The sequence below is a fragment of the Streptomyces sp. NBC_00286 genome (genome assembly GCF_036173125.1).
Lineage (GTDB): Bacteria > Actinomycetota > Actinomycetes > Streptomycetales > Streptomycetaceae > Streptomyces.
Genome location: NZ_CP108054.1, coordinates 4335383 through 4356623 on the forward strand (window position 1 = coordinate 4335383; position 21241 = coordinate 4356623).

18 protein-coding genes are annotated in these 21241 nt (G+C 70.3%); 6 read left to right on the forward strand and 12 right to left on the reverse strand.

Annotated features, from left to right (window positions below; genetic code table 11):
- Positions 1-3 precede the first annotated feature (3 nt).
- Positions 4-1008: a GlxA family transcriptional regulator gene (locus OHT21_RS19640; RefSeq protein WP_328769641.1), complete on the forward strand. Its 1005-nt coding sequence runs from the start codon at positions 4-6 to the stop codon at positions 1006-1008.
- Between the two features lie 29 nt (positions 1009-1037).
- Here OHT21_RS19640 and OHT21_RS19645 read toward each other — a convergent pair whose 3' ends face one another.
- From OHT21_RS19645 to OHT21_RS19655, 3 genes are read right to left on the reverse strand one after another with little or no spacing between them, the layout of a single operon-like run.
- Positions 1038-2087, reverse strand: a complete 1050-nt coding sequence (locus OHT21_RS19645) for a Zn-dependent alcohol dehydrogenase (RefSeq protein WP_328769642.1) — start codon at positions 2085-2087, stop codon at positions 1038-1040.
- 9 nt (positions 2088-2096) lie between these two features.
- Positions 2097-3254, reverse strand: coding sequence for an acyl-CoA dehydrogenase family protein (locus OHT21_RS19650; RefSeq protein ID WP_328769643.1), 1158 nt, complete (start codon positions 3252-3254; stop codon positions 2097-2099).
- A gap of 25 nt (positions 3255-3279) precedes the next feature.
- Complete coding sequence (locus tag OHT21_RS19655; RefSeq protein ID WP_328769645.1) at positions 3280-4194, reverse strand: SDR family oxidoreductase; 915 nt, start codon at positions 4192-4194, stop codon at positions 3280-3282.
- A 105-nt stretch (positions 4195-4299) separates the two neighbouring features.
- Here OHT21_RS19655 and OHT21_RS19660 point away from each other — a divergent pair, with 105 nt between their 5' ends.
- Positions 4300-5226 (forward strand): cyclase family protein, encoded by a 927-nt coding sequence (locus OHT21_RS19660; protein ID WP_328769646.1) that lies wholly within the window; start codon positions 4300-4302, stop codon positions 5224-5226.
- A gap of 791 nt (positions 5227-6017) precedes the next feature.
- On the opposite strand, the gene OHT21_RS19665 is transcribed toward OHT21_RS19660, so the two are convergent.
- The 4 genes from OHT21_RS19665 to OHT21_RS19680 form a co-directional block, all read right to left on the reverse strand.
- Positions 6018-6554, reverse strand: a complete 537-nt coding sequence (locus tag OHT21_RS19665) for an ATP-binding protein (protein ID WP_328769648.1) — start codon at positions 6552-6554, stop codon at positions 6018-6020.
- Positions 6555-7055: 501 nt separating this feature from the next.
- The gene (locus OHT21_RS19670) at positions 7056-7931 is read right to left on the reverse strand and encodes an acyl-CoA dehydrogenase family protein (protein ID WP_328769649.1); all 876 of its coding nucleotides are present in this window, start codon (positions 7929-7931) and stop codon (positions 7056-7058) included.
- Positions 7932-7940: 9 nt separating this feature from the next.
- Positions 7941-9095, reverse strand: a complete 1155-nt coding sequence (locus OHT21_RS19675) for an acyl-CoA dehydrogenase (protein ID WP_328769650.1) — start codon at positions 9093-9095, stop codon at positions 7941-7943.
- 24 nt (positions 9096-9119) lie between these two features.
- Positions 9120-10313 (reverse strand): amidohydrolase family protein, encoded by a 1194-nt coding sequence (locus tag OHT21_RS19680; RefSeq protein WP_328769651.1) that lies wholly within the window; start codon positions 10311-10313, stop codon positions 9120-9122.
- 160 nt (positions 10314-10473) lie between these two features.
- Between OHT21_RS19680 and OHT21_RS19685 the strand changes: the two genes are divergently transcribed.
- Positions 10474-12012 carry a class I adenylate-forming enzyme family protein gene (locus OHT21_RS19685; protein ID WP_328769652.1) on the forward strand — a complete coding sequence of 513 codons (1539 nt, stop codon included), beginning with the start codon at positions 10474-10476 and terminating at the stop codon, positions 12010-12012.
- 22 nt (positions 12013-12034) lie between these two features.
- On the opposite strand, the gene OHT21_RS19690 is transcribed toward OHT21_RS19685, so the two are convergent.
- Together OHT21_RS19690 and OHT21_RS19695 are read right to left on the reverse strand one after the other, a co-directional pair.
- On the reverse strand, positions 12035-12547 hold the full coding sequence (locus OHT21_RS19690) for an EF-hand domain-containing protein (protein ID WP_328769653.1): 513 nt from the start codon (positions 12545-12547) through the stop codon (positions 12035-12037).
- A 226-nt stretch (positions 12548-12773) separates the two neighbouring features.
- Entirely contained in the window at positions 12774-13148 is a 375-nt protein-coding gene (locus tag OHT21_RS19695) for an STAS domain-containing protein (protein ID WP_328769654.1), read from the reverse strand.
- A 466-nt stretch (positions 13149-13614) separates the two neighbouring features.
- Between OHT21_RS19695 and OHT21_RS19700 the strand changes: the two genes are divergently transcribed.
- Positions 13615-14196 carry an RNA polymerase sigma factor gene (locus OHT21_RS19700; RefSeq protein WP_328769655.1) on the forward strand — a complete coding sequence of 194 codons (582 nt, stop codon included), beginning with the start codon at positions 13615-13617 and terminating at the stop codon, positions 14194-14196.
- On the forward strand, positions 14193-15650 hold the full coding sequence (locus tag OHT21_RS19705) for a zf-HC2 domain-containing protein (RefSeq protein ID WP_328769656.1): 1458 nt from the start codon (positions 14193-14195) through the stop codon (positions 15648-15650). The genes OHT21_RS19700 and OHT21_RS19705 overlap by 4 nt, the downstream gene beginning before the upstream one ends.
- A gap of 263 nt (positions 15651-15913) precedes the next feature.
- Here the strand turns inward: OHT21_RS19705 and purU are convergent, their stop codons facing one another.
- Entirely contained in the window at positions 15914-16807 is an 894-nt protein-coding gene (gene purU / locus OHT21_RS19710; protein WP_328769657.1) for a formyltetrahydrofolate deformylase, read from the reverse strand.
- Positions 16808-16934: 127 nt separating this feature from the next.
- Complete coding sequence (locus tag OHT21_RS19715) at positions 16935-17435, reverse strand: SCO4402 family protein (protein ID WP_328769658.1); 501 nt, start codon at positions 17433-17435, stop codon at positions 16935-16937.
- A 118-nt stretch (positions 17436-17553) separates the two neighbouring features.
- Between OHT21_RS19715 and OHT21_RS19720 the strand changes: the two genes are divergently transcribed.
- Complete coding sequence (locus OHT21_RS19720) at positions 17554-18840, forward strand: ABC transporter substrate-binding protein (protein ID WP_328769659.1); 1287 nt, start codon at positions 17554-17556, stop codon at positions 18838-18840.
- A gap of 345 nt (positions 18841-19185) precedes the next feature.
- Here OHT21_RS19720 and OHT21_RS19725 read toward each other — a convergent pair whose 3' ends face one another.
- Positions 19186-20973 (reverse strand): hypothetical protein, encoded by a 1788-nt coding sequence (locus OHT21_RS19725; protein WP_443050646.1) that lies wholly within the window; start codon positions 20971-20973, stop codon positions 19186-19188.
- Positions 20974-21241: the final 268 nt, after the last annotated feature.

Genomic DNA, 21241 nt, shown 5'->3' on the forward strand with positions numbered 1-21241 from the left:
GCCATGAGTGGTCTTCCGGCTCGGCATCGCGTCGTCGTCCTCGCCCTGGACGGGCTCCTCCCCTTCGAACTGGGCATCCCGCAGCGGATCTTCGGCCGCGCGAGGACCGCCGAGGGACGGCCGCTGTACGAGGTCGTCACCTGCTCGATCCGGCCGCCCGGCCCGGTCGAGACCGACGCCGACTTCGCCTTGCTCGTCGAGAACGGCCCCGAGGCGCTGGCCACGGCGGACACCGTCGTCGTGCCCTCCACGTACGAGCTCGGCCCGGTCTTCGAGGAGGGTGTGCTCACCGACGAACTGGCCGCCGCCCTCGGTCACATCCGGCCCGGCACCCGCCTCGTCTCCATCTGCACCGGCGGATACGTCCTCGCCGCCGCCGGCTGCCTCGACGGCCGCCCGGCGACCACGCACTGGTTCCACGCCGAGCACTTCCAGCGGCTCTTCCCGAAGGTCAAGGTCGACGCGGACGTGCTCTTCGTCGACGACGGGGACGTGCTCACCTCCGCCGGGGTCGCGGCCGGGATCGACCTGTGCATCCATCTCGTACGCCGCGACCACGGCACCGCCGTCGCCAACGACGTGGCCCGCCGCACCGTCGTACCACCGCACCGTGACGGCGGCCAGGCGCAGTACATCCAGCGGCCGGTGCCCGAGCCGCAGGTGGCGACCACGACCGCCGCCCGCGCCTGGGCGCTGGCCCGCCTCCACGAACCGCTCCAGCTACGCGACATGGCCGAGCAGGAGTCCATGTCCGTACGCACCTTCACGCGCCGCTTCCGCGAGGAGGCAGGCATCAGCCCAGGCCAGTGGCTCACCCAGCAGCGCGTCGAACGCGCCCGCCACCTCCTGGAGTCCACCGACCTGTCCATCGACCAGGTGGCCCGCGACGCCGGCTTCGGCACGGCTCAGTCGATGCGGCAGCATCTCCAGGCGGCGCTGGGGGTCACGCCGAGCGCGTACCGGCGTACGTTCCGGTCGGACAACCTCCGTGTGAGCAGCGGGAGTTGAGGCAGCTCCCGGGCCTCGGACCTCGGACCTCAGAAGGTCAGTACCCCTCTCGCCACCCGCCCCGCCTCCGCGTCTGCCTTCGCCTTCTCGAAGTCCTCGACCGGGTACGTCGCCGTCACCAGCTCGTCCAGCAGCAGGCGGCCTTCGCGGTACAGCTGGGCGTACAGGGCGATGTCGCGTTGGGGGCGGGAGGAGCCGTAGCGGCAGCCCAGGATCGACTTGTCCAGGTACATCGAGGAGACGAGGAAGGTCGCTTCCGCGGTGGCGGGCGGGACGCCGAGCAGGATCGCCTGGCCGTGGCGGTCGAGCAGGTCGATGGCCTGGCGGATGAGTTCGACTCGGCCCACGCACTCGAAGGCGTGGTCCGCGCCCGTCGGGAGGATGTCCCGCACCCCCTCCGTCGACGTGAGGAAGTGTGTCGCGCCGAACTGCCTCGCCGTCGCCTCCTTCGCCGGGTTCGCGTCCACGGCGACGATCGTGGACGCGCCCGCGATACGGGCGCCCTGGAGGACGTTCAGCCCGATCCCGCCCGTACCGATGACGATCACGCTGTCGCCGTGGTCCACGCGCGCGCGGTTCAGCACCGCGCCCACGCCCGTGAGCACGCCGCAGCCGATCAGCGCGGCGGAGGGCAGCGGGATGTCCTCGGGGATACGGACCGCCTGGACGGCCTTCACCAAGGTGCGTTCCGCGAAGGCCGAGTTGGACGCGAACTGGTACACCGGCCGGCCGTCCCGTGTGAACGGCTGCCCCGGCCGCCCGATCGCCTTGCGGCACATCGTCGGCCGCCCCCGGTCGCACTCCGCGCAGGCACCGCAGTTCGCGAGCGTGGAGAGCGACACATGGTCTCCGGGCCGTACATGCGTGACACCCGCGCCCACCGCCTCGACCACCCCCGCGCCCTCATGCCCGAGCACCACGGGAACGGGGAACGGAATGGTCCCGTCCACCACCGAGAGATCGCTGTGGCACAGCCCCGCCGCCGAGATCGCCACCTGCACCTCGCCCGGCCCCACGTCCCGTATCTCCAGGTCGTCGACGACCTGAGCCTGCTTCCCGTCGAAGATCACGCCCCGCATATGGCCACCTCAGCCCTTCGGTTCCCTCGGCAGGCCGAGCACCCGCTCGGCGATGATGGTGCGCTGGATCTCGTCCGAGCCGCCGTAGATGGTGTCGGCCCGGCTGAACAGGAACAGGTGTTGCAGGGGGTCCAGTTCGTACGGTTCTGAAGGCGTCCAGTCCGCTGGACCGACCGTCGCCTCGGCGCCCCGTACCTGCATCGCCAGCTCCCCGAGCCGCTGATGCCAGCGACCCCACAACAGCTTGGCGACACTGGGAGCCCCGGCGTCCGCAGTAGCCCCTGGTCCCCAACTGCCCAGCGTTCGCAACGCGTTCCACCGCATGGTCCGCAGCTCGGCCCACTGCCGCACCAGGCGATCGCGTACGACGGGATCGTCCGCAGCACCCGTCGAGACAGCCGTCTTCAGGACCCGCCCCAACTCCTGCGCGAAGCCCACCTGCTGGGCCAGCGTGGAGACGCCCCGCTCGAAGCCGAGCAGCCCCATCGCGACCCGCCAGCCCTGCCCCTCGCCGCCGACAACGTGCTCCACGCGCGCGTGCGCCCCGTCGAAGAAGACCTCGTTGAACTCACTGGTCCCCGTCATCTGCCGGATCGGCCGCACCTCGATCCGCCCCGGCTGATCCATCGGAACCAGCAGAAAGCTCAGCCCATGGTGCCGCCGCGACTCCGGATCGGTACGGGCCAGCACGAAGCACCAGTCCGCCTCATGGGCGAGGGAGGTCCAGATCTTCTGGCCGGTCACCAGGTACGAATCCCCGTCGCGTACGGCAGCGGTGCGCACCCCGGCTAGGTCCGACCCCGCCCCCGGCTCGCTGTAGCCCTGGCACCACAGCTCCTCACCACGGGCGATCGGCGGCAGGAAGCGGCTCTTTTGTTCCTCGGAGCCGTGCGCGAGGAGCGTCGGGGCCAGCAGGTTCTCCCCGATGTGACCGGACCGGGCGGGGGCGCGGGAGCGGGCGTACTCCTCGGCCCAGACGACCTGTTGGATGAGACTCGCGGTGCGGTTGCCGTATCCGCCGGCCTCCCAACCGAGCCCGATCCAGCCGGCCCGGCCGAGCTCCCGCTCCCACTCGCGCCGGGCCGGGTCGCCGACAAGGTGCGTACGCAGCCAGGCTCGTACCTCACTTCGGAAGGCCTCGTCCTCGGCGCTGAACCCGAACTCCATACGTCCGCAACCCCTTTGTGCGTTGTTATGCGTTCGGCCGTGTCTTCTCCGAAGCAGCTTTGGCCATCGCCTCCAACTGCTCCAGCATCGGCATCGGGTCCACGCCCACCGTCCCGGGCAGGAAGTCCGCGATCCGCTCCGGAGTCCAGGGCGTGCCCTCCGCATACGCCGCCCTCAGCTCCCTCGGCTGCGCCCACACCGCGATCTTGGGTCCGGCGATCGTGTAGACCTGCCCCGTGATGCCCTCGTCGCGGGCGCGGGCCGACAGCAGGTAGACGACCAGCGCGGCCACGTCCTCGGGTTCGCCGATTTCCTTGAGCTCCATGGGGACGTTCGCCGCCATGCGCGTACGGGCGACGGGTGCCACGGCGTTGGCGGTCACCCCGTATTTGTGCAGGCCGAGCGCGGCGCTCCGTACCAGCGAGATGATGCCGCCCTTCGCGGCGCTGTAGTTGGCCTGGGAGACGGATCCCTGGTGGTTGCCGCTGGTGAAGCCGATCAGCGTGCCCGCGCCCTGTTTCCGCATCACCGCGGAGGCGGCACGGAAGACCGTGAAGGTGCCCTTCAGGTGGGTGGCGAGGACGGGGTCCCATTCCTCCTCGGACATGTTGAACAGCATCCGTTCGCGCAGGATCCCTGCCACGCAGACGACGCCGTCGAGCCGCCCGTACGACGACAGCGCGGTGTCGACGACCCGCTGTCCGCCCGCCATCGTGGAGATGTCGTCGGCGACGGCGACCGCGTCGCCCCCGGCCGTCAGGATCTCCTTCACCACGGAGTCCGCGATGTCGCTGGTCGGTGAACCGCCGTCCACGGAGACGCCGTAGTCGTTGACGACGACCCGCGCTCCCTCGGCGGCTGCCGCGAGCGCGACGGCGCGTCCGATGCCCCGCCCCGCTCCGGTCACGGCGACGACCTTGTCTGCCAAGAAGTTCCCCACACCGGCCCCTTCCCGTCCCGCAGTTTCTGACGGACCGTTAGATTTGGATTCCAGTGCGATTCTACGACCCGTCAGATACCTGGCGACAAGCCCCGGGAGGCCCCGATGTCACTGCCGGCCGAGTTCCATGACATCGCCAAGCGCGTGAACAACTGGGGGCGCTGGGGCGCCGACGACGAGATCGGCACGCTGAACCTGATCACCGACGAGGTCGTACGCGAAGCCGCCGCGACCGTCCGCACCGGCCGTCGCGTCCCGCTCACGCTCCCCCTCCAGCAGGACGGCGTGCAGACCGGGATGATCCCTGGGCGCGTCAACCCGCTGCACACCATGGTGCAGATCAACCAGGAGATCTTCGGTCCCGGCACGGTCGCCTGCAGCGATGACGCCGTGACGATGGGGCTGCAGGCGGCGACCCACTGGGATGCGCTCAGCCATGTCTCACACTCGGGGAAGATCTACAACGGTCGTCCGGCCGACACCGTCACGGCGCACGCGGGCGCGGAGTTCAGCGGTATCGACAAGCCTCGGCACATCGTCTCGCGCGGCGTCCTGCTGGATGTGGCCCGCGCGCGGGGGACGGATCGCCTGGCGGGCGATCACGCGGTGACGCCGGAAGACCTGGAGGCGGCCGAGGAACTGGCGGGCACGCGGGTCCGCTCCGGTGACATCGTTCTCGTACGTACCGGGCAGGTCCAGCTCTATCTGGCGGGCGACAAGCATGCGTACGCGTATCCCTCGCCCGGGCTGTCCGTCCGTACTCCGGAGTGGTTTCACACGCGTGACGTCGCGGCGGTCGCGAATGACACCCTCACCTTTGAGGTGTTTCCTCCGGAAATAGAGGGGTTGTGGTTGCCTGTCCATGCCCTCGATCTCGTCGAGATGGGGATGCTTCAGGGGCAGAACTGGAATCTCGAAGAGTTGTCCACAGCCTGTGGACAAGAATCCAGCTATACGTTTCTACTGTCGGCGATGCCTGAACCGTTCGTCGGCGGTACGGGGACCCCTGTGGCGCCGGTCGCCATCCTCTGAGCTCCCGATCCTCCGAGCTCCCACTCCTCTGAGTTCGCACCGATCCGGTGTCGTACTGATCGGCTGGCGGCGCGCTCCGCTGCCCCGAGCACGGCACTGCGCGCCGCCATCCGGCTCCGGCGTACCCGCCCTGCCCCTCGGACGAACCCCGCTCGTGCGAGGACACCCCGTGGCCCTGTAGGAGCCGACGCCGAATTGCGACTCGCACTCGTCGAGGGTTCCCCGTCACCGGAACCCTCGTCGTCCCCTCACGGCGAATCGCTGACCACAAGCGTGATCAAACGGACACGTCACGTCAACACCTGGCCGGTGGTTCTGGAAGCACTCACCGGCGCACTCGGCTGCGCTGACCCTCCGCTGGGTGCGCGTTTGAGCCTGCGGGTTCGTTGTGGTTGTTCGCTCCCCCACTCTCGGCTGCTCCCCCACTCTCGGCTTCGCTCGAGCGGGGGGACCCCCATGAGCGGGGGCCCCCATCGCGGCGGAGCCGCAAATGTCACAGCCCCGCGCCCCTGAAGGGCGCGATTCCGCACCGTGCTATGGATGGCGCGCCCTGCGTGCGCGTTGCCCGCCGTTGGAGGTGCGTTTCGACGCCGCGGGTCCGCTGCGGCTTGTCGCGCAATTCCCCGCGCCCCTAAAGGGGCGCTGGACCGCGCCGCTGCTTCGGATGGCGCGCCCTGGGTGCGCCTTGCCCAGCGCTGGATGCGCGCTCGACACTGCGGGTGCGTCGTGGCTGGTCGCGCAGTTCCCCGCGCCCCTGAAGGGGTCTGCGGCCCCCCTCAGGCGCGGCTTTCTCAGACCGCCTCGTACGCCAAGTCCTCGTACGCCGACTTGCCGGCGCAGTACGCCCCCGCGCCGCCCTCGAACGTCGCAGGAGCCGTCTCGCATGTTGTCGTGGTCGTGCTGTGGGGCGAACTGCGGTCCACCTCGCACCAGATGCGTTTGCCTGCGCCCTCTGGGCTCCAGCCCCAGCGGTCGGCCAGGCCGTCCACCAGGGCCAGGCCGCGGCCGCCTGTTTCGTCGTTGTCGACGCAGCGGGGGCGTGGTGGGCGGGCGCTGGTGTCGGCCACCTCCAGGCGGACTGTGGCGGGGGCCTGGCCCGCAGTGCCGTCCCCCGCACCCGCGTCGGGCGCCGTGCCCGGCAGGGACAGGCGCAGTACGGCTGGACTTCCGGTGTGGACCACGGCGTTGGTGACCAGTTCGGAGACGAGGAGGATCAGCGTCTCGGCCAGTGGCTCATCGACTCTTATGGCCGAGCCGGCAATCCGCGAACGGACCCATCTCCGGGCTCGCCCCACCTCTGCGGGGTCGGGCCGGATCTCCAGCTGCACTTGAAGCACCTGCACCGTTCACACCATCCGAACCGGCGGACACATCGCCTCGTGACCGAGGGCCACAATCATGGGCAGAACAGGGATCACGGACTGTGATTCCCTTGCGTGACAGCATGGTTGACGTACAGTCACCCCAACAAGCGCTTCGGGCATATTCCAGCGCGAAGGAGTATGCGTACGGCATACTGTGCGACGCTCGTCACGGGAAGTCGAACGGGCTGGACCGGGGCTTGATCCCGCCCTGCGAGGGCGGCGCATCGCCGGGTCCGGAGCCACCTCAAGGGCAACACCGGGATGGCTCGGCCTCAGAACCACTCGCATCCCACACAAGGTACCGGAGCTCACCGCTGACTCCAGGCCGTGACGAGTCACACCTCGGACACAACCCGATATCGACGCACGGTAATTCCGGTATGCCACATTCCGCGACATCCGTCCGTTTCGGGGTGCCACGATCGGCGACAAAGGGCTCGCGCGGCGGGCGTTCAAGGGGCTCGCCTACCGTGCCGCCGGGGACAGCAGATGCTCCGCGAGTGCCTCCTCGGCGTCCGCCGCGCCGTGGCCCCGCCTGGCCCGCACCCAGGCGCGTTTGAGATGAAGGTGCACGTCGGACTCCCATGTGAAGCCCATGCCGCCGTGCACCTGAAGGCAGTCGCGGGCGCCCCGTTCGGCAGCCTCGTCGGCGAGCAGTCCGGCCGCGGCGATGTCGAGCGGGTCGGCCGTGACGGCGGCCGCGTACACCGCGACACGGGCCACCTCCACGCGCACCAGCATCTCCGCGCACAGGTGCTTGACCGCCTGGAAGGCCCCGATCGGTTGCCCGAACTGCTCGCGCGCCCGGGCGTGTTGCACGGCCGCTTCGCAGGTACGGGCTGCCGATCCGAGTTGCTCGGCGGCGGTGAGCAGGGCGGCAACGGGGTCGGCGGAGGCGCCGCGCGGGACGCGGTGGAGGGGTGTCAGCGGGTCCGCCGAGCGCATCGCGACCGCTCCCGTCACATCCCCACGTACGGTGTCGGCCTCGTCCAGCCACTCCACGAGGGTGCCGTCCACGGCTGCGACGACACATTCGCCGGTGGCGGCTCCGGGAACCTCGCCGGCCGCCAGGTGGGTGGCCACCAGCGGGCCGGGGAGCAGGGCGCGGCCCGCTTCCTCGAAGGCCAGGACCGCCTCGGGGAGCCCGAGCCCGACACCGCCGTCCGCCTCGGGGAGCCGCAGCGCGAAGAAGCCCGCCTCGCCGAGTTCGCGCCACAGGGCGCGATCGAGGTTCGGGGCGTCCACGGCGGCCCGGAGCTGTTCGCGTCCGAAGCGGCGCGTGAGGAGTTCACGTACTCCTGCTTGCAACGCCCGCTGGTCCTCCGTGAGTTGGAAACGCATGTCGGGAGGTCACCTGCCCTTCGGGAGGCCCAGGATTCGCTCGGCCACGATGTTCCGCTGGATCTGCGAGGTGCCGGCCGCGATGGTGTACGAGAGGGACGACAGCCGGTCCAGGGTCCAGTCGGCGGACAGGTCGAGCGACTCGGGGCCGAGGACATCGGCGGCGGTGTCGTACAGCTCTTGCCGCGCGTGTGAGTACCTCAGTTTGAAAACCGAACCCCCGATACCGGGGACGCCGCCGGTGCGTTCGGATTCGCCTACGTTCCACTGCGTGAGCCGCCACAGGGCGCGGAACTCGGCGTTCAGTCTGCCCAGCCGGCGTCGTAGCACCGGGTCGTCCCACCGGCCGTTCTTCCGTGCCTCACGGGCCAGTTCGCCCAGTACGCGGCGGCAGGCCACGACCTCGCCTACGAAGGCCGTGCCGCGCTCGAAGGAGAGGGTCACCATGGTCACGCGCCAGCCGTCGTTCTCCGGGCCGACCCGGTTGGCCACAGGGACCCGCACCTCGTCGAGGAAGACCTCCGCGAACTCGGTGGAGCCCGCGAGGGTGCGCAAGGGGCGGACCGTGATCCCTGGGGCGTCCATCGGCATCGCGAGCCAGGAGATGCCGCGGTGTTTGGGCGCCCGGGGATCCGTACGCACCAACAGCTCACACCAGTCGGCGACTTCTGCATGGGAAGTCCAGATTTTGGACCCACTCACTACGTAGTCGTCGCCGTCACGCCACGCGCGCGTGCGCAACGCCGCGAGGTCCGAGCCGGCGTCCGGCTCGCTGAACCCCTGGCACCACACCTCCTCGCCGCGGAGCACGGGCGGCAGCCAGCGCGCCCGCTGCTCGGCGGTGCCCTCGGCGGCGATCGTCGGCCCGGCGTGCAGCAGGCCGACGAAATTGGCCCCTACGTAGGGGGCGCCCGCCTTTTCCGTCTCCTCCAGGAAGATCAGATGCTGCGTCGGGGTCGCCCTGCGCCCGCCCGCGTCGACGGGCCAGTGCAGGCCCGCGTACCCGGCGTCGTACAGCATGCGCTGCCAGCCGAGGTCGTACGCGCGCCGGGCGGGCCAGTCGTCGGGGGATGGCTTCGGGGGGAGTGTGGGGAGCACCTTGCCCAGCCACTCGCGCAGCCGGGCGCGGAACTCCTCCTCTTCGGGCGTGTACGCGAGGTCCATGACGCGTCCGCTCGTCCTGTCCGGCTACTTGTCGAAGTCCAGGTCCAGCATGCGGATCGCGTTGCCGCGCATCAGCTTGTAGACCGTCTCGTCGTCGAGGCCCTTCACATGATCGAGGGCGACCTCCTTGGTGTGCGGGAAGGTCGAGTCGACGTGCGGGTAGTCGGTCTCGAAGGTCGCGTTGTCGCGACCGACCACGTCCAGCGAGGCGACGCCGTGCTTGTCGCGGAAGAAGCAGCAGAAGATCTGCCGGTAGTAGTACGTCGACGGAGGCTCGGGGATCAGGTCGCGCACCCCGCCCCAGGCGCGGTGTTCCTCCCAGACGTCGTCGGCGCGCTCCAGGGCGTACGGAATCCAGCCCATCTGGCCTTCGGAGTAGGCGAGCTTGAGCTGCGGGAACTTCACCAGGACGCCGCTGAACAGGAAGTCCATCATCGAGGCCATCGCGTTGTTGAAGCTGAGCGAGGCCTGGACCGCCGGGGGCGCGTCCGGGGAGGCGGCGGGCATCTGGGAGCTGGAGCCGATGTGCATGTTGACGACCGTTCCGGTCTCCTGGCAGATCGCGAAGAACGGGTCCCAGTAGCCGGAGTGGATGGACGGCAGCCCCAGGTAGGTGGGGATCTCGGAGAAGGTCACAGCCTTGACGCCGCGCGCCGCGTTCCGCTTGATCTCGGCGACCGCGAGGTCGATGTCCCACAGGGGGATGATGCACAGCGGGATGAGCCGGCCGCCGCTGTCGCCGCACCACTCCTCGACCATGAAGTCGTTGTACGCGCGCACACAGGCCAGCGCCACTTCCTTGTCGTGCGCCTCGGCGAAGGTCTGCCCGCAGAAGCGCGGAAAGGTCGGGAAGCACAGGCTGGCCTCGACGTGGTTGGCCTCCATGTCCTTGAGGCGCTCGACCGGGTCCCAGCAGCCCGGCCGCATCTCCGCGCGCGTGATGCCCTCCAGCGTCATCTCGTCGCGGTCGAAGCCGACGGCGGCGATATTGCGCTTGTACGGGAACTTGAGGTCCTCGTAGATCCACCAGTCGGTCGGCGGTCCGTCCGGGTCCATCGTGATCTGGTACTTGCCGCCCACGTACGCGAGTTCCCCGATGCCGGCGGTCAGCGGCTTGGGCCCGCGGTCCTGGTACTTCTTCGGCAGCCAGGTCTCGAAGAGGTGTGCGGGCTCGATGACGTGGTCGTCGACGCTGATGATCCGAGGCAGTTCGGTCATGGGTTCAGTCCCCTCCGGCGGGCGGGTGCGAGGGCCCGTATCTGATGGACCGTCAGAAAGAAGGCTAGCTCCGCACCCCTGGACCGACAAGGCGGCGCGGCCTACGCTCCTGGCTACGATCTGACTAGCCGTCAGTTTTAGGCCTCTTGGGGGATCCGTCGTGACTGCTGATACCGCGCACGCCCTCGGTACCTCGCGCACCTTCTGGGAGCTCGTCGAACGCCGTGCCGAGCTCACGCCCCGCCGTCCCGTCCTCCTCCAGGACGACCGCACCCTCACCTTCGAGGAGCTGCGTTCGGGAGCTGAGCGGGCGGCTGCGGGCCTGTACGGAATGGGGGTGCGCCCCGGCTCGGTCGTCGCCTGGCAGCTGCCCACGCGGATCGAGACGGTGCTGCTGGCGATGGCCCTGGCGCGGCTCGGGGCCGTGCAGACTCCGGTCATCCCCTTCTACCGGGACCGTGAAGTCGCCTTCGCGCTACGGGAGTCCGAGGCCGCGTACTTCGCCGTGCCGGGCCAGTGGCGCGGCTTCGACCACACGGAGATGGCGCACCGCATCGGGGCGCGGGGCGTCTTCGAGGCGTACGACTCGCTGCCCGACGGCGATCCGGACGTACTGCCCCCGCCGCCCTCCGACGGCACCGAGGTGCGCTGGATCTACTGGACCTCGGGCACCACCTCCGACCCCAAGGGCGTGCTGCACACGGACCGGTCGCTGATCGCGGGCGGGTCGTGTCTCGCGCACGCGCTGCATCTGTCGGCGGACGACGTCGGCTCGATCGCGTTCCCCTTCGCGCACATAGGGGGCCCGGACTATCTGGTGATGCTGCTGCTGTACGGGTTCCCGGCGGTGCTCTTCGAGAAGTTCGCGCTGCCGGAGTCCCTGGAGGGGTATCGCAAGCACGGGGTGACGGTGGCGGGCGGGTCGACGGCGTTCTACTCGATGTTCCTCGCCGAGCAGCGGAAGCAGCCCGGCACTCCGGTCATCCCGACGCTGCGGCTGCTCGCGGGCGGAGGGGCGCCGAAGCCGCCGGAGCTGCACCATGCCGTCGTACGGGAGATGGGGGTCCAGCTCACGCATGGGTACGGCATGACCGAGGTGCCGATGATCACGATGGGGTCGCCGGACGACAGCCCTGAGGACCTCGCGACGACCGAGGGGCGGCCTCCGGAGGGCATGGAGATACGGATCGTGGACGGGGAGGTGCGGCTGCGCGGGGAGGCCGTGTGCCAGGGCTATCTGGACCCGGCGCAGACCGCCGAGGCCTTCGACGAGGACGGTTTTCTCATCACCGGGGACCTTGGGCGGCTCACGGAGAGCGGCCATCTGGTGCTCACCGGGCGCCTGAAGGACGTCATCATCCGCAAGGGCGAGAACATCTCGGCCAAGGAGATCGAGGATCTGTTGCATCGGCATCCGGACGTCGGGGACGCCGCGGTGATCGGGCTGCCGGACGCCGAGCGTGGGGAGCGGGTCTGCGCGGTGGTCGAACAGCCGCCTGGGGCTTCGGCGTTGACACTGGAGGCGGTGACTTCGTATCTCCGTGCGGAAGGGCTGTCCGTGCACAAGCTGCCGGAGCAGTTGGAGGTGGTGGACGCCCTTCCGCGCAACGAGACGCTGCGGAAGGTCCTCAAGTACAAGCTGAGGGAGCGTTTTTCGGGGTCTACAGGGGCCGCATCAAAGAATGCGGCCTCTACGTAGGGGACGAAGTAGGGGGCGAAAACTACTCGGGCACCGTGAAATAGCGGGCGAAGGCGGTTACGATCTCCGGCTCGGTGATGCGGCCGTCGGCGTCTGCGTCGAGGGCGCCGGCCGCGGTGGTGGCGAGGTCGTCGGGTACGCCGAGGACCTTGAGGACGCGCGCGGCCTCATCGATCGTCACCGCGCCGTCCCGGTCGCTGTCGGCCACGGCGAGGGCCGCGTCCAGGAACGGGCGGGCGATGTCGGCGAACCGGTCCGGGTTGTCTCGGAGCCGCTTGACGGCGCCGTTCACGAACTCCTCGCGGGTGATCCGCTGGTCGCCGTCCCGGTCGGCTATCCCTGCCATGCCCTGCCAGAAGGCCTCCGCGCCGATGTAGAGGGCCTGCCCTCTGTCGGACCGGGCCGTCGTATCGAACTCGGCGAGCAGCTTCTTGGCCGCGCCGCTGAAGTCCTCGCGGTCGATATAGCCGTTGCCGTCCTGGTCGAAGGTGGCGAACCGGGCGGCGATCCGTCGCTCGTACTCGGTGCTGACCATGTCTTTTCAGGCCGCCTTACACATCAGATGGGGTGCGTCTGGCAGGGAGCGTACGACGCCGGGCGCTCCTGGGGAGCGGAAAACGACGCTTGTGCCAAGGACGGGGGAATTCCGCGACAACGCCGTGGCGAAGTCTCAAGGGCGATATTTCAGGGGCAATCGACGTTTGCGCGTGACGAAGGTCACGCCGACAGAAACGGTCCTCGGGCGATCGGTCCGAAGGTGCTCAGGCCGACAGGGGGCTCGACTCGTCGTCCACGGCCGCGTCGACGTCCGGGTAGACGTCGAAGAGGCGGCGTACGCCGAGGGCGCCCAGGACGCGGTTGACATGCGAACCGTCCACGGCTCCCTGGGCGGGGAGGATGAGACGGAGCTCGCCCTGACAGGAGCGGATCAGCCGGCGGGTGGCTATCAGTACGCCGACGCCGCTGGAATCGCAGAACAGCACTTCGGAGAGGTCGACCACGATGCTGCGGCGGCCGTCGGCCACGGCGTCGTGCACCCGCTGTCGCAGTACCGGTGACGTCACCAGATCCATCTCGCCCGATACCTGGAGCACGGCCCAGCCGCCCTGCTCGCCGTCGGTCACCCTGAGCGTCACGCGCCTGCCTCTCCCTCGACGATGCTGACCTTGAACCGGGCACCCCTGCACCGAGCCCCGAAAGGTCCCTGTAGACCCCGTAGATCCCGAAAGGCCCTCAGAGGCCAGGGGACGGAAGCGGAAGTGATTCCTACACTTCCCTGGGTGCGCGGCTGCCCCACCTTCGCTCCGTGAAACACCCGAATCCCGAATTGAATTGCGTCCCGGGCGCCCCTCGATTCGGTCGTACGCGGTCTACTTCGATCCTGTCTGATCAGAAGCAGAAAGGGTAGGCGCATGCACAGCGTGAGGAGAGCACTACCATCCGCGGCCCTCTCAGGGGCGCGCATTGCCGTAAAGGGACGTGCGCCGTCAGGGCCGACGACTACATTCGGGAAGATGCCGGGGACGCGGATCCGACGAGGTCCGAGGAGAATCCGGTGAACAAGGGACAGGTGCCGGGCACGACCGGGGGTGAGGGGGCCGCATGGCCGACAGGGACGCGCCGCCCCGCTGGGACCGCAAGATGCAGCAGCGGCTCGCACGGGGTGAGGCTGCCGCACTCGGTGAGCTTTACGACCGTTTCTCTTCACTTGTGCATGCTCTTGCCTATCGCGTGCTCAGTGACGAACGCGCCGCCGACAGCATCACCCGCGAGGTGTTCGCCCACGCCTGGGAGAACCCGGACGCGTACGACCCCAGGCAGGGCCCCCTCCGCTCCTGGATCGCCACGCTGACCCACCGGCTCGCCGTGCGGCGCCTGCGGGAGACCGAGGCGGCCGCGCTCGCCGAGGGCGGCCCGGGCAGCGCGGAGGAACTGGAGCGCAGGGTGCGTCGCGCCTCGGTGGCCGCCCGCGCCGACTACATCGTCACGGCGATGCCCGCCCCGCTGCGCGCGGCCCTGGACCTGGCGTACGTACAGCGCCGCGACTACCGCCAGGCCGCCGCCGACCTGGACGTCACCGAGGACGAGGCCCGCCGCCGGCTCCGCCTCGGCCTCCAACTGCTGGCCACCGCCCACGACAGCGGACCGTCCGGGGCCCTGCCCGAAGACGGGGGTGGACGGTGAGCGACGCGGACCATTTCGGGGCGTACGACAGAGAAGAGAAGAACGACGCACAGGGAGAGCAGGGGGAGCAGGGGGAGCACGCGAAATCGGAGGAGGAGCACCACGGCCCTGTGGGTGCCCAGGGCAACGGGCCACCGGGCCGGGTCGGCGGGGACGGAACAGCCGACCGGGACGGCGGCGTTGGACCACCCGGCTGGGACAGCAGCGACGGACCGCAGGGGCCGGGCGACGCCAAGGGCCCCGGCAGCGGCCAAGAGGCCGGAGGCCCGCTGCCCATCCCCATGCCGCGTTCCTCCGTGGAGGACACCGGGCTGCCGCTGCCCGATCCGCCGCCGGCGCCGTTGCTGCTCGAGCACCGGGTGCTGCAGTCGCTGCTCGGCGCCTGGGCGCTGGCCGCGTGCTCGCCCGAGGAGACGGCAGCCGTGGAGGAGCACCTCGGCCTCTGCGGGGCCTGCGCTGACGAGGCGCTGCGGCTGCGCGAGGCCGTCGGGCTGCTGCACAAGCCGGAGAGCCTCGACCTGGATCCGCGGCTGCGCTGCCAGGTCCTCGAGGGGGCTCTCGAGCGACGCCCGCCCCGTATCCCGGTGCCGGACTGGGCGGTCCCGTACGACGCGGAGGCCGCCCGGCTCGACGCGCTGCTCCAGGACTTCGGCGACGCCGAGTGGCACGCGCCCGTACGGCTGCACTGGTTCGAGGGCGACAAGCCCACGAGCCGGCGTACGACCGTCGCCAAGGTCATCGCCCACCTGCTGGCCGTCGACGGCTTCGTCGCCGTCGCCCTCGGCCTCGACGACCCGCTCGGCGACATCACCGCTCCCGCGCAGACCCCGGCGGGCCGCACCGAGGCCTTCTGGCGCGCGGCGCACTTCCCGCACACCCGGTCCGTACGCGGACCGTGGCGCGAGCAGAGCCACAACCTCGTGCGTACGGCGTCGTTCGCGGGCGGAGGCTCCGGGGAACTGTCCGTGCCGTACGGCGACTTCGAGCTGTCGTTGCAGGACGCGATGCTGGACCGGGCCTTCGAGTGCTGGGTGCACGCCGGGGATATCGCGGACGCCGTGGACTATCCGTACGAACCGCCCGCCCCGCGGCAGCTGCACCGGATTCTCGAACTCGCCGCCCGCATGCTGCCCCGAGTGCTGGCCGCCCGCCGCCAGGCGGGGCTCGCCGGGCCCGGCAGCGCGCGGCATCTCGTGCCGGCCGGTACGCCGGGCCGCACCCTGCGCCTGGAGATCGAGGGCTCCGGTGGCGGCGAATGGCTCATCCCGCTCGACTCCCCCGGCGCGCTGGCGTCCGCCGACCTCGAAGTGGCCCATGTGGCGCTCGACGGCGTCGAGTTCTGCCGACTGGCGGCCGGTCATATCTCGCCCCTGGAGGCGGCGGCCGGGCAGAAGGGCGACCGGGAGGCGATCAGGGACGTACTGTTCGCGGCGGCTTCAATGAGCCGGATGTAGCTGAGCCGGATGCAGGGTGCGTACGCCCACGCGCCAGGCCTCAGGGCGCTTCTGAAGCGTGCTGAGCCGACTTGCCGAAGTCCGGCGCGATACGGCGCCCCGTCAGGGGCGCGGGGCTGTGACATGTGCGGCTCCGCCGCGATGGGGGTCCCCCCGCTCTGGGGATCCCCCAGGCCCTTAAGGCACTGGGGGCGCAGCCGAGAGTGGGGGAGCGACCAGCGACAACGAACCCGCAGCTTCGAACCGCGCTCCCAGCGGAGCGCCTACGCGAAAACGACCGTGCGCCGTCCGTTCAGCAGGATCCGGCGCTCCGCGTGCCACTTGACCGCGCGGGCCAGCGCCTGGCACTCCACATCGCGACCTACGGCGACGAGTTGCTCCGGCGTGACCTCGTGGCCCACGCGCTCGACCTCCTGCTCGATGATCGGGCCCTCGTCCAGGTCGGCCGTCACATAGTGCGCGGTGGCGCCGATCAGCTTCACACCGCGCGCGTGCGCCTGGTGGTACGGCTTCGCGCCCTTGAAGCTCGGCAGGAAGGAGTGGTGGATGTTGATGATCCGGCCGCTCAACTGCTTGCACAGGTCGTCGGAAAGCACCTGCATATAGCGGGCGAGGACGACAAGCTCGACCTTCTCCTCGCGCACGAGCTCCAACAGCCGCGCCTCGGCCTGCGCCTTCGTGTCCTTGGTGACTGGCGTGTGATGGAAGGGGATGTCGTACGAGGCGACGAGTTCGGCGAAGTCGGTGTGGTTGGACACCACGGCGGCGATCTCGACGGGCAGCGCGCCGATCCGGGCGCGGAACAGCAGGTCGTTCAGACAGTGGCCGAACTTGCTGACCATGAGGACGACGCGCATCTTCTCCTCGGCGCGACCCAGCTGCCAGTCCATCTGGAAGGAGTCACCGATCGCGGCGAAGCTGGCCCGCAGCTTGTCCAGGCTGACCGGAGGCTCCGCGGAGAAGTGGACCCGCATGAAGAACAGTCCCGTGTCGTGATCGCCGAACTGCTGGCTGTCCTCGATGTTGCACCCGGTCATGAAGAGGTAGCTCGACACGGCGTGCACGATCCCCTTCTTGTCCGGGCAGGAGAGGGTCAGCACGTACTGGTCGGCCTGGTAGGCGGCGGGCTCGGCCCCGCGCACGGACTGCTCGGTCATGCCTGCCAGGGTCCCATATCGGTACGACACGATGGGCACTCGTCCCACTTCACGGACGTACGGCCCAGGGGTGCGGAGATACGGCCGAAGGTGCGGGCGTATCCACGTACGTGCTGCGTACGTACGGTCAGGCGGACCGGGTCATGATCCGGAGGACCTCGAGTGTGCGCGGCGGTACGTCCGGGTCCTCCCCGTCGCTCGCCGCCATCCGCACATGCGCGTCCCGGGCGGCCCGTACAGCCTCCGGCCACGCCTGGTGGTCGAGATACGCGGAGACGGGCGCGTCCGGACCCACCTGGTGCATGATCCGCAGTACGCGCAGTACAGCGCTGTCGACGAGCGCCGCCTCCTGCGAGTCCCGGAAGATCGTGCCGACGTATTTCTCGGCGGACCAGTTGTCCAGCCAGGTGTCCTCGACGAGGCGGTACACGGCGTCGGTGACGTCGCCGTACCCGTCCACGCCCGCGAGCCAGACGTTCTGCTGGAAGCCGGGGTCGGAGAGCATGTGCAGCGCGGAGCGCACATTGCTGCGCCAGCGCCACCACGGCATGTCGTTGAGTGCCATGCCGCCCATGGTGGATGAGCGGCGGCCATGACGGGAAGACTTCTCCGAACCTTGCACGGTCACCGATCGTACGTTCCCGCCCGAAACCGTCCTCGTGGACCCCCGCTATTCACCTTCGCGTAACCGAATGTTGAAGCAAGATCACTCGGGCATTTGGAATGTGGCGGAATCGTGCGTGTCCATGACCGGCAGGCGTAGCACCCCCCACCGTCTCAGCCCTCGACGCATCAAGGCCAGCATGCTGTCCGCGGGCGCCCTGGTGGCCTGTGCCTCCCTGGCCGCTGGATGCGGGGTGGTCTCCGGGGTCACGGGGGGCTCCGGAGGCGACACCGTCACCGTCATGACCATGGCGCCGGAAAAGACCAAGGCGACGAACAAGCCCGGTATGCCCGCCATGGCGAAGGCCTATGCCCGCTGGATCAACAAGGGCGGCGGCATCAACGGCCGCAAGTTGAACGTGATCACCTGCAACGAGCAGAACGACTCCGTGCGCGCCGCCGAGTGCGCTCGGCGCGCGGTCAAGGAGGACGTCGCCGCGGTCGTGGGCTCGTACAGCCAGTACGGCCGTTCCCTCCTCTCCCCGCTGGAGGCGGCCGGCATCCCGTACATAGGCGGATACGGCCTCACCGACGACGAGTTCACCAGCCCGCTCTCCTATCCCGTCAACGGCGGCCAGCCCGCGCTGCTGGCCGGACTCGGCCGGGAGCTCGCCACGAACTGCGGCCCCGTCGCCCTCGTACGCCCCGACACGATCGCCGGCGACGAACTGCCGGTACTGCTCGACTCCGGGCTCTCCGCCGAGAAGCACGCGGAGGCCGCCGATCTGCGGGCCGCCGACGACGCCACGGAGTACTCGCGGCATGCCGAGCAGGCGATCGAGCGGGCCACCTCCGACCCCGTGGGCAAGAAGGGGTGCGTGGTGCCCGCGCTCGGCGACCGCACCAGCACCTTCATGGACTCCTTCCGGCGCATCGCCGACGACTATCCGTCGGTGCGGACCGCGACCGTGCTCGGCAGCGTCGACCAGTCGGTGATCAACGCCACGGGCCGTACGTACGAGGGGTCGTACGTCACCGGCTGGTACCCCGCGTCGAGCGACTCGCGGTGGAAAGCGATGCGCGACGTGATCCAGAAGGAAGCCTTCGGCGACAACCGGATCGACGCCTCGGACGCGGGCGTGCAGACCACGTGGATCGCCTACGAGGTCCTGAAGAAGACCGTCGAGTCGCTGGGCGACGGCGAGGTGTCCGCCCGCACGGTGCGGCGCACGCTGGACGACGGCCTGAAGATCGAGACGGCCGGGCTGACGCCCACGCTGAGCTGGGCCTTCTCGGACCTGATCGCGGCGAGCGGCTTCCCCCGGTTGATCAACTCGAACGTGACCTTCCAGGTGGTGCGGGACGGGCAACTGGTGGCGGCTCGGAAGGGCTTCACTAACGTGTCCCGGATCCTCGAGAACGCCGGTTAGCTCCGCTGGTTGAGCGGGTGGGTTCGTTTTTGGTGCGGGTGCGTGGTGGTTGCTCACGCAGTTCCCCGCGCCCCTAAAGGGCGCGTCACTGGAGCCGCCAGCCACCAAGTGCCCGCACTTGCCCACTGCCCTGGCCCACCACGCACCTAAGGGGCGCGGGGCTGTGACATTAGCGGCTCCGCCGCGATGGGGGTCCCCCCGCTCATGGGGGTCCCCCCGCTCGAGCGAAGCCGAGAGTGGGGGAGGAGCCGAGAGTGGGGGAGCGACCAGCCACGACGGGCCTGCAGTCGCCCATGAAACCGAACCCACCACCCCCGTGGGCGCCCCGCGCCAGACCGGCGAAGGTCAGAGCTGCGTGGGCTGGCGTTCCGTCAAGCCGTACGTCTGGGCGATGGCGTTCCACAGCGGAGCGGCCTTCGCCTTCTGGGTGGTTGCGGTGCCGGATTCGCGGTTGCCCGCCCGGGTTTGGGGCGTGGTGCGGGCCTTGCCCTTGGGGCAGCCCTTCTTGGCGGCGACCTGGTCGGCCCAGGCCGCGTAGTGGTTGTCCGCCGCGGCGGAGGCCTTCCAGGCGCTGTTGAGGGCGGCGGTCAGTTGGGCGTGGTTCGGCAGCTTGTCGACGGAGAGGCCCGCGAGACGGGTGACCAGTTCGTTGCGCTGAGTGGCGGCGTTACGCAGGTCGGTGGCGGCCTGACCGAGGTTGGTGCACGTCCGTACGTTGGATACGGCCCTGATCACCGCGTCACGGCTGTCGTTGCTGTCCGCCAGGAGCTTGTCGAGGGCCACGGCCTGTGCCTTGGCCGGGTCGGCGGAGGCGGACGGCGACTCCTCCGCGGTGGGGGCGGTGGCTGCCACGGTCTTGTTCTCGTCGCCGCCGTCGTCGCCTCCGCTGTCGCTGAGCATGGCGCCCGCGCCGATACCGAGCACGGCGATGCCGACGCCCACGGCGGCGATGAGGGGGATACGGCCCCGGCTCCTGCCGCCGTTGCCGTTGCCACGGCTGCTGTCCGCCGATCCGCGCTCGCGCCGGGCTGCGGCCCGTCCGCCGGGCGCCCCCGGCAGGTCGACCTGCGGCAACTGCTGCGTGGCGTCCGGACCGTCCGATGCCTCCCGGAAGAGGTTGTCGAACTCGGCCGGTGGCTGCCGGTCACCCGGCGCACCCGGCCGTATCCCGTACGCCGCGCCGCCCCCTCCGGGCTGCGCGGGAACCGGCGGGATGTACTGCGTGGCCTGGGCGTCCGGGTCGCCGTCGGCGGCGGGAGGCATGGGGCCGGCACCCGCCCCTGCGGCGGCAGCTCCTGCGGCGGGCATCGACCCCGGACCGCCCTGCCGAACCCGGCCGAGGAACCGCGTCGCCTCGGCCTCGGAACCCGCCGACGCCTCCGGCGGCAGAGCCCCCGGACCCACCGGAGGGATGTACTGGGTGGCCCCCTCATCACCGGGCGCCCCGGCCGGAACCGGCGGCAGGTACTGGGTGGCGCCTTCGTCAGCACCGGCTGCGGGCGGCAGGGGCGCCGAGTGCCTGCCCTGCGCTTGCGCCGGAAGCTCGGCGGGAGGAAGGGGCGTCGCCGCTTGACCGGCTGAGGTCTGCGAGGGGTCGTACGCGGCTGATGTCGGGGATGCTGCGGGCCCGGCGGGAGCCTGCTGAGCGGTGGAGCCGGCGGACCCCTGCGGTGCCGGATGCTGAGCCGAGGGAAGCGGCGACGCCTGACCCGACGGTGGCTGGGAGGCGCCGTAGCCATCGGGCGCCTGCGAGGCGGCAGGCTCAGCAGGCCCTTGCGGGGCGCCGTGCCTGCCGGATCCGCGCGGCGCCGACTGCCCGGCGAAATCCGGCGAGGCTACGTAACTGCCCGGCGCCTGCGCCTCAGCCGGGCCACCTGGCATCTGCGAGGCCGGGTTCCCGGCCGGAGGCAGTGACGCCGCCTGGCCATGGGCAGCCTGCGGCGCGCCGTGCGCATCCGTCGTCTGCGAACCGGCGGGACCAGTAGACGTCTGCGAAGCGCCATATCCGACCTGCGGCTGCTGCCCTGCAGAGCCACCCGACGCCTGCGCCCCAGCCGGGCCACCCGGCATCTGCCCCGCCAGGTTCTCCGCCGGAGGCAGCCGCGCATTCTGGCCATCGGCAGCCTGCGACATGCCGTACGCATCCGACGCCTGCGAACCGGCAGGGCCGGCAGCCGCCTGCGAATCGCCGTATCCGATCTGGGGCTGCTGCCCAACGGAGCCGCCCGGCATCTGCGGTGCCGGGTTCCCCGCCGGAGGCAATGGCGCCGCCTGGCCATGGACAGCCTGCGGTGCCCCGAATCCGTCCGTCCGCTGCGGCGCCCCGTACCCCGCCGCCCCCTGCGGCGGCGAGGTCTGCCCCTCCGGCGGGAGCCCTCCCGCGTCAGCCGACTGCCCCACC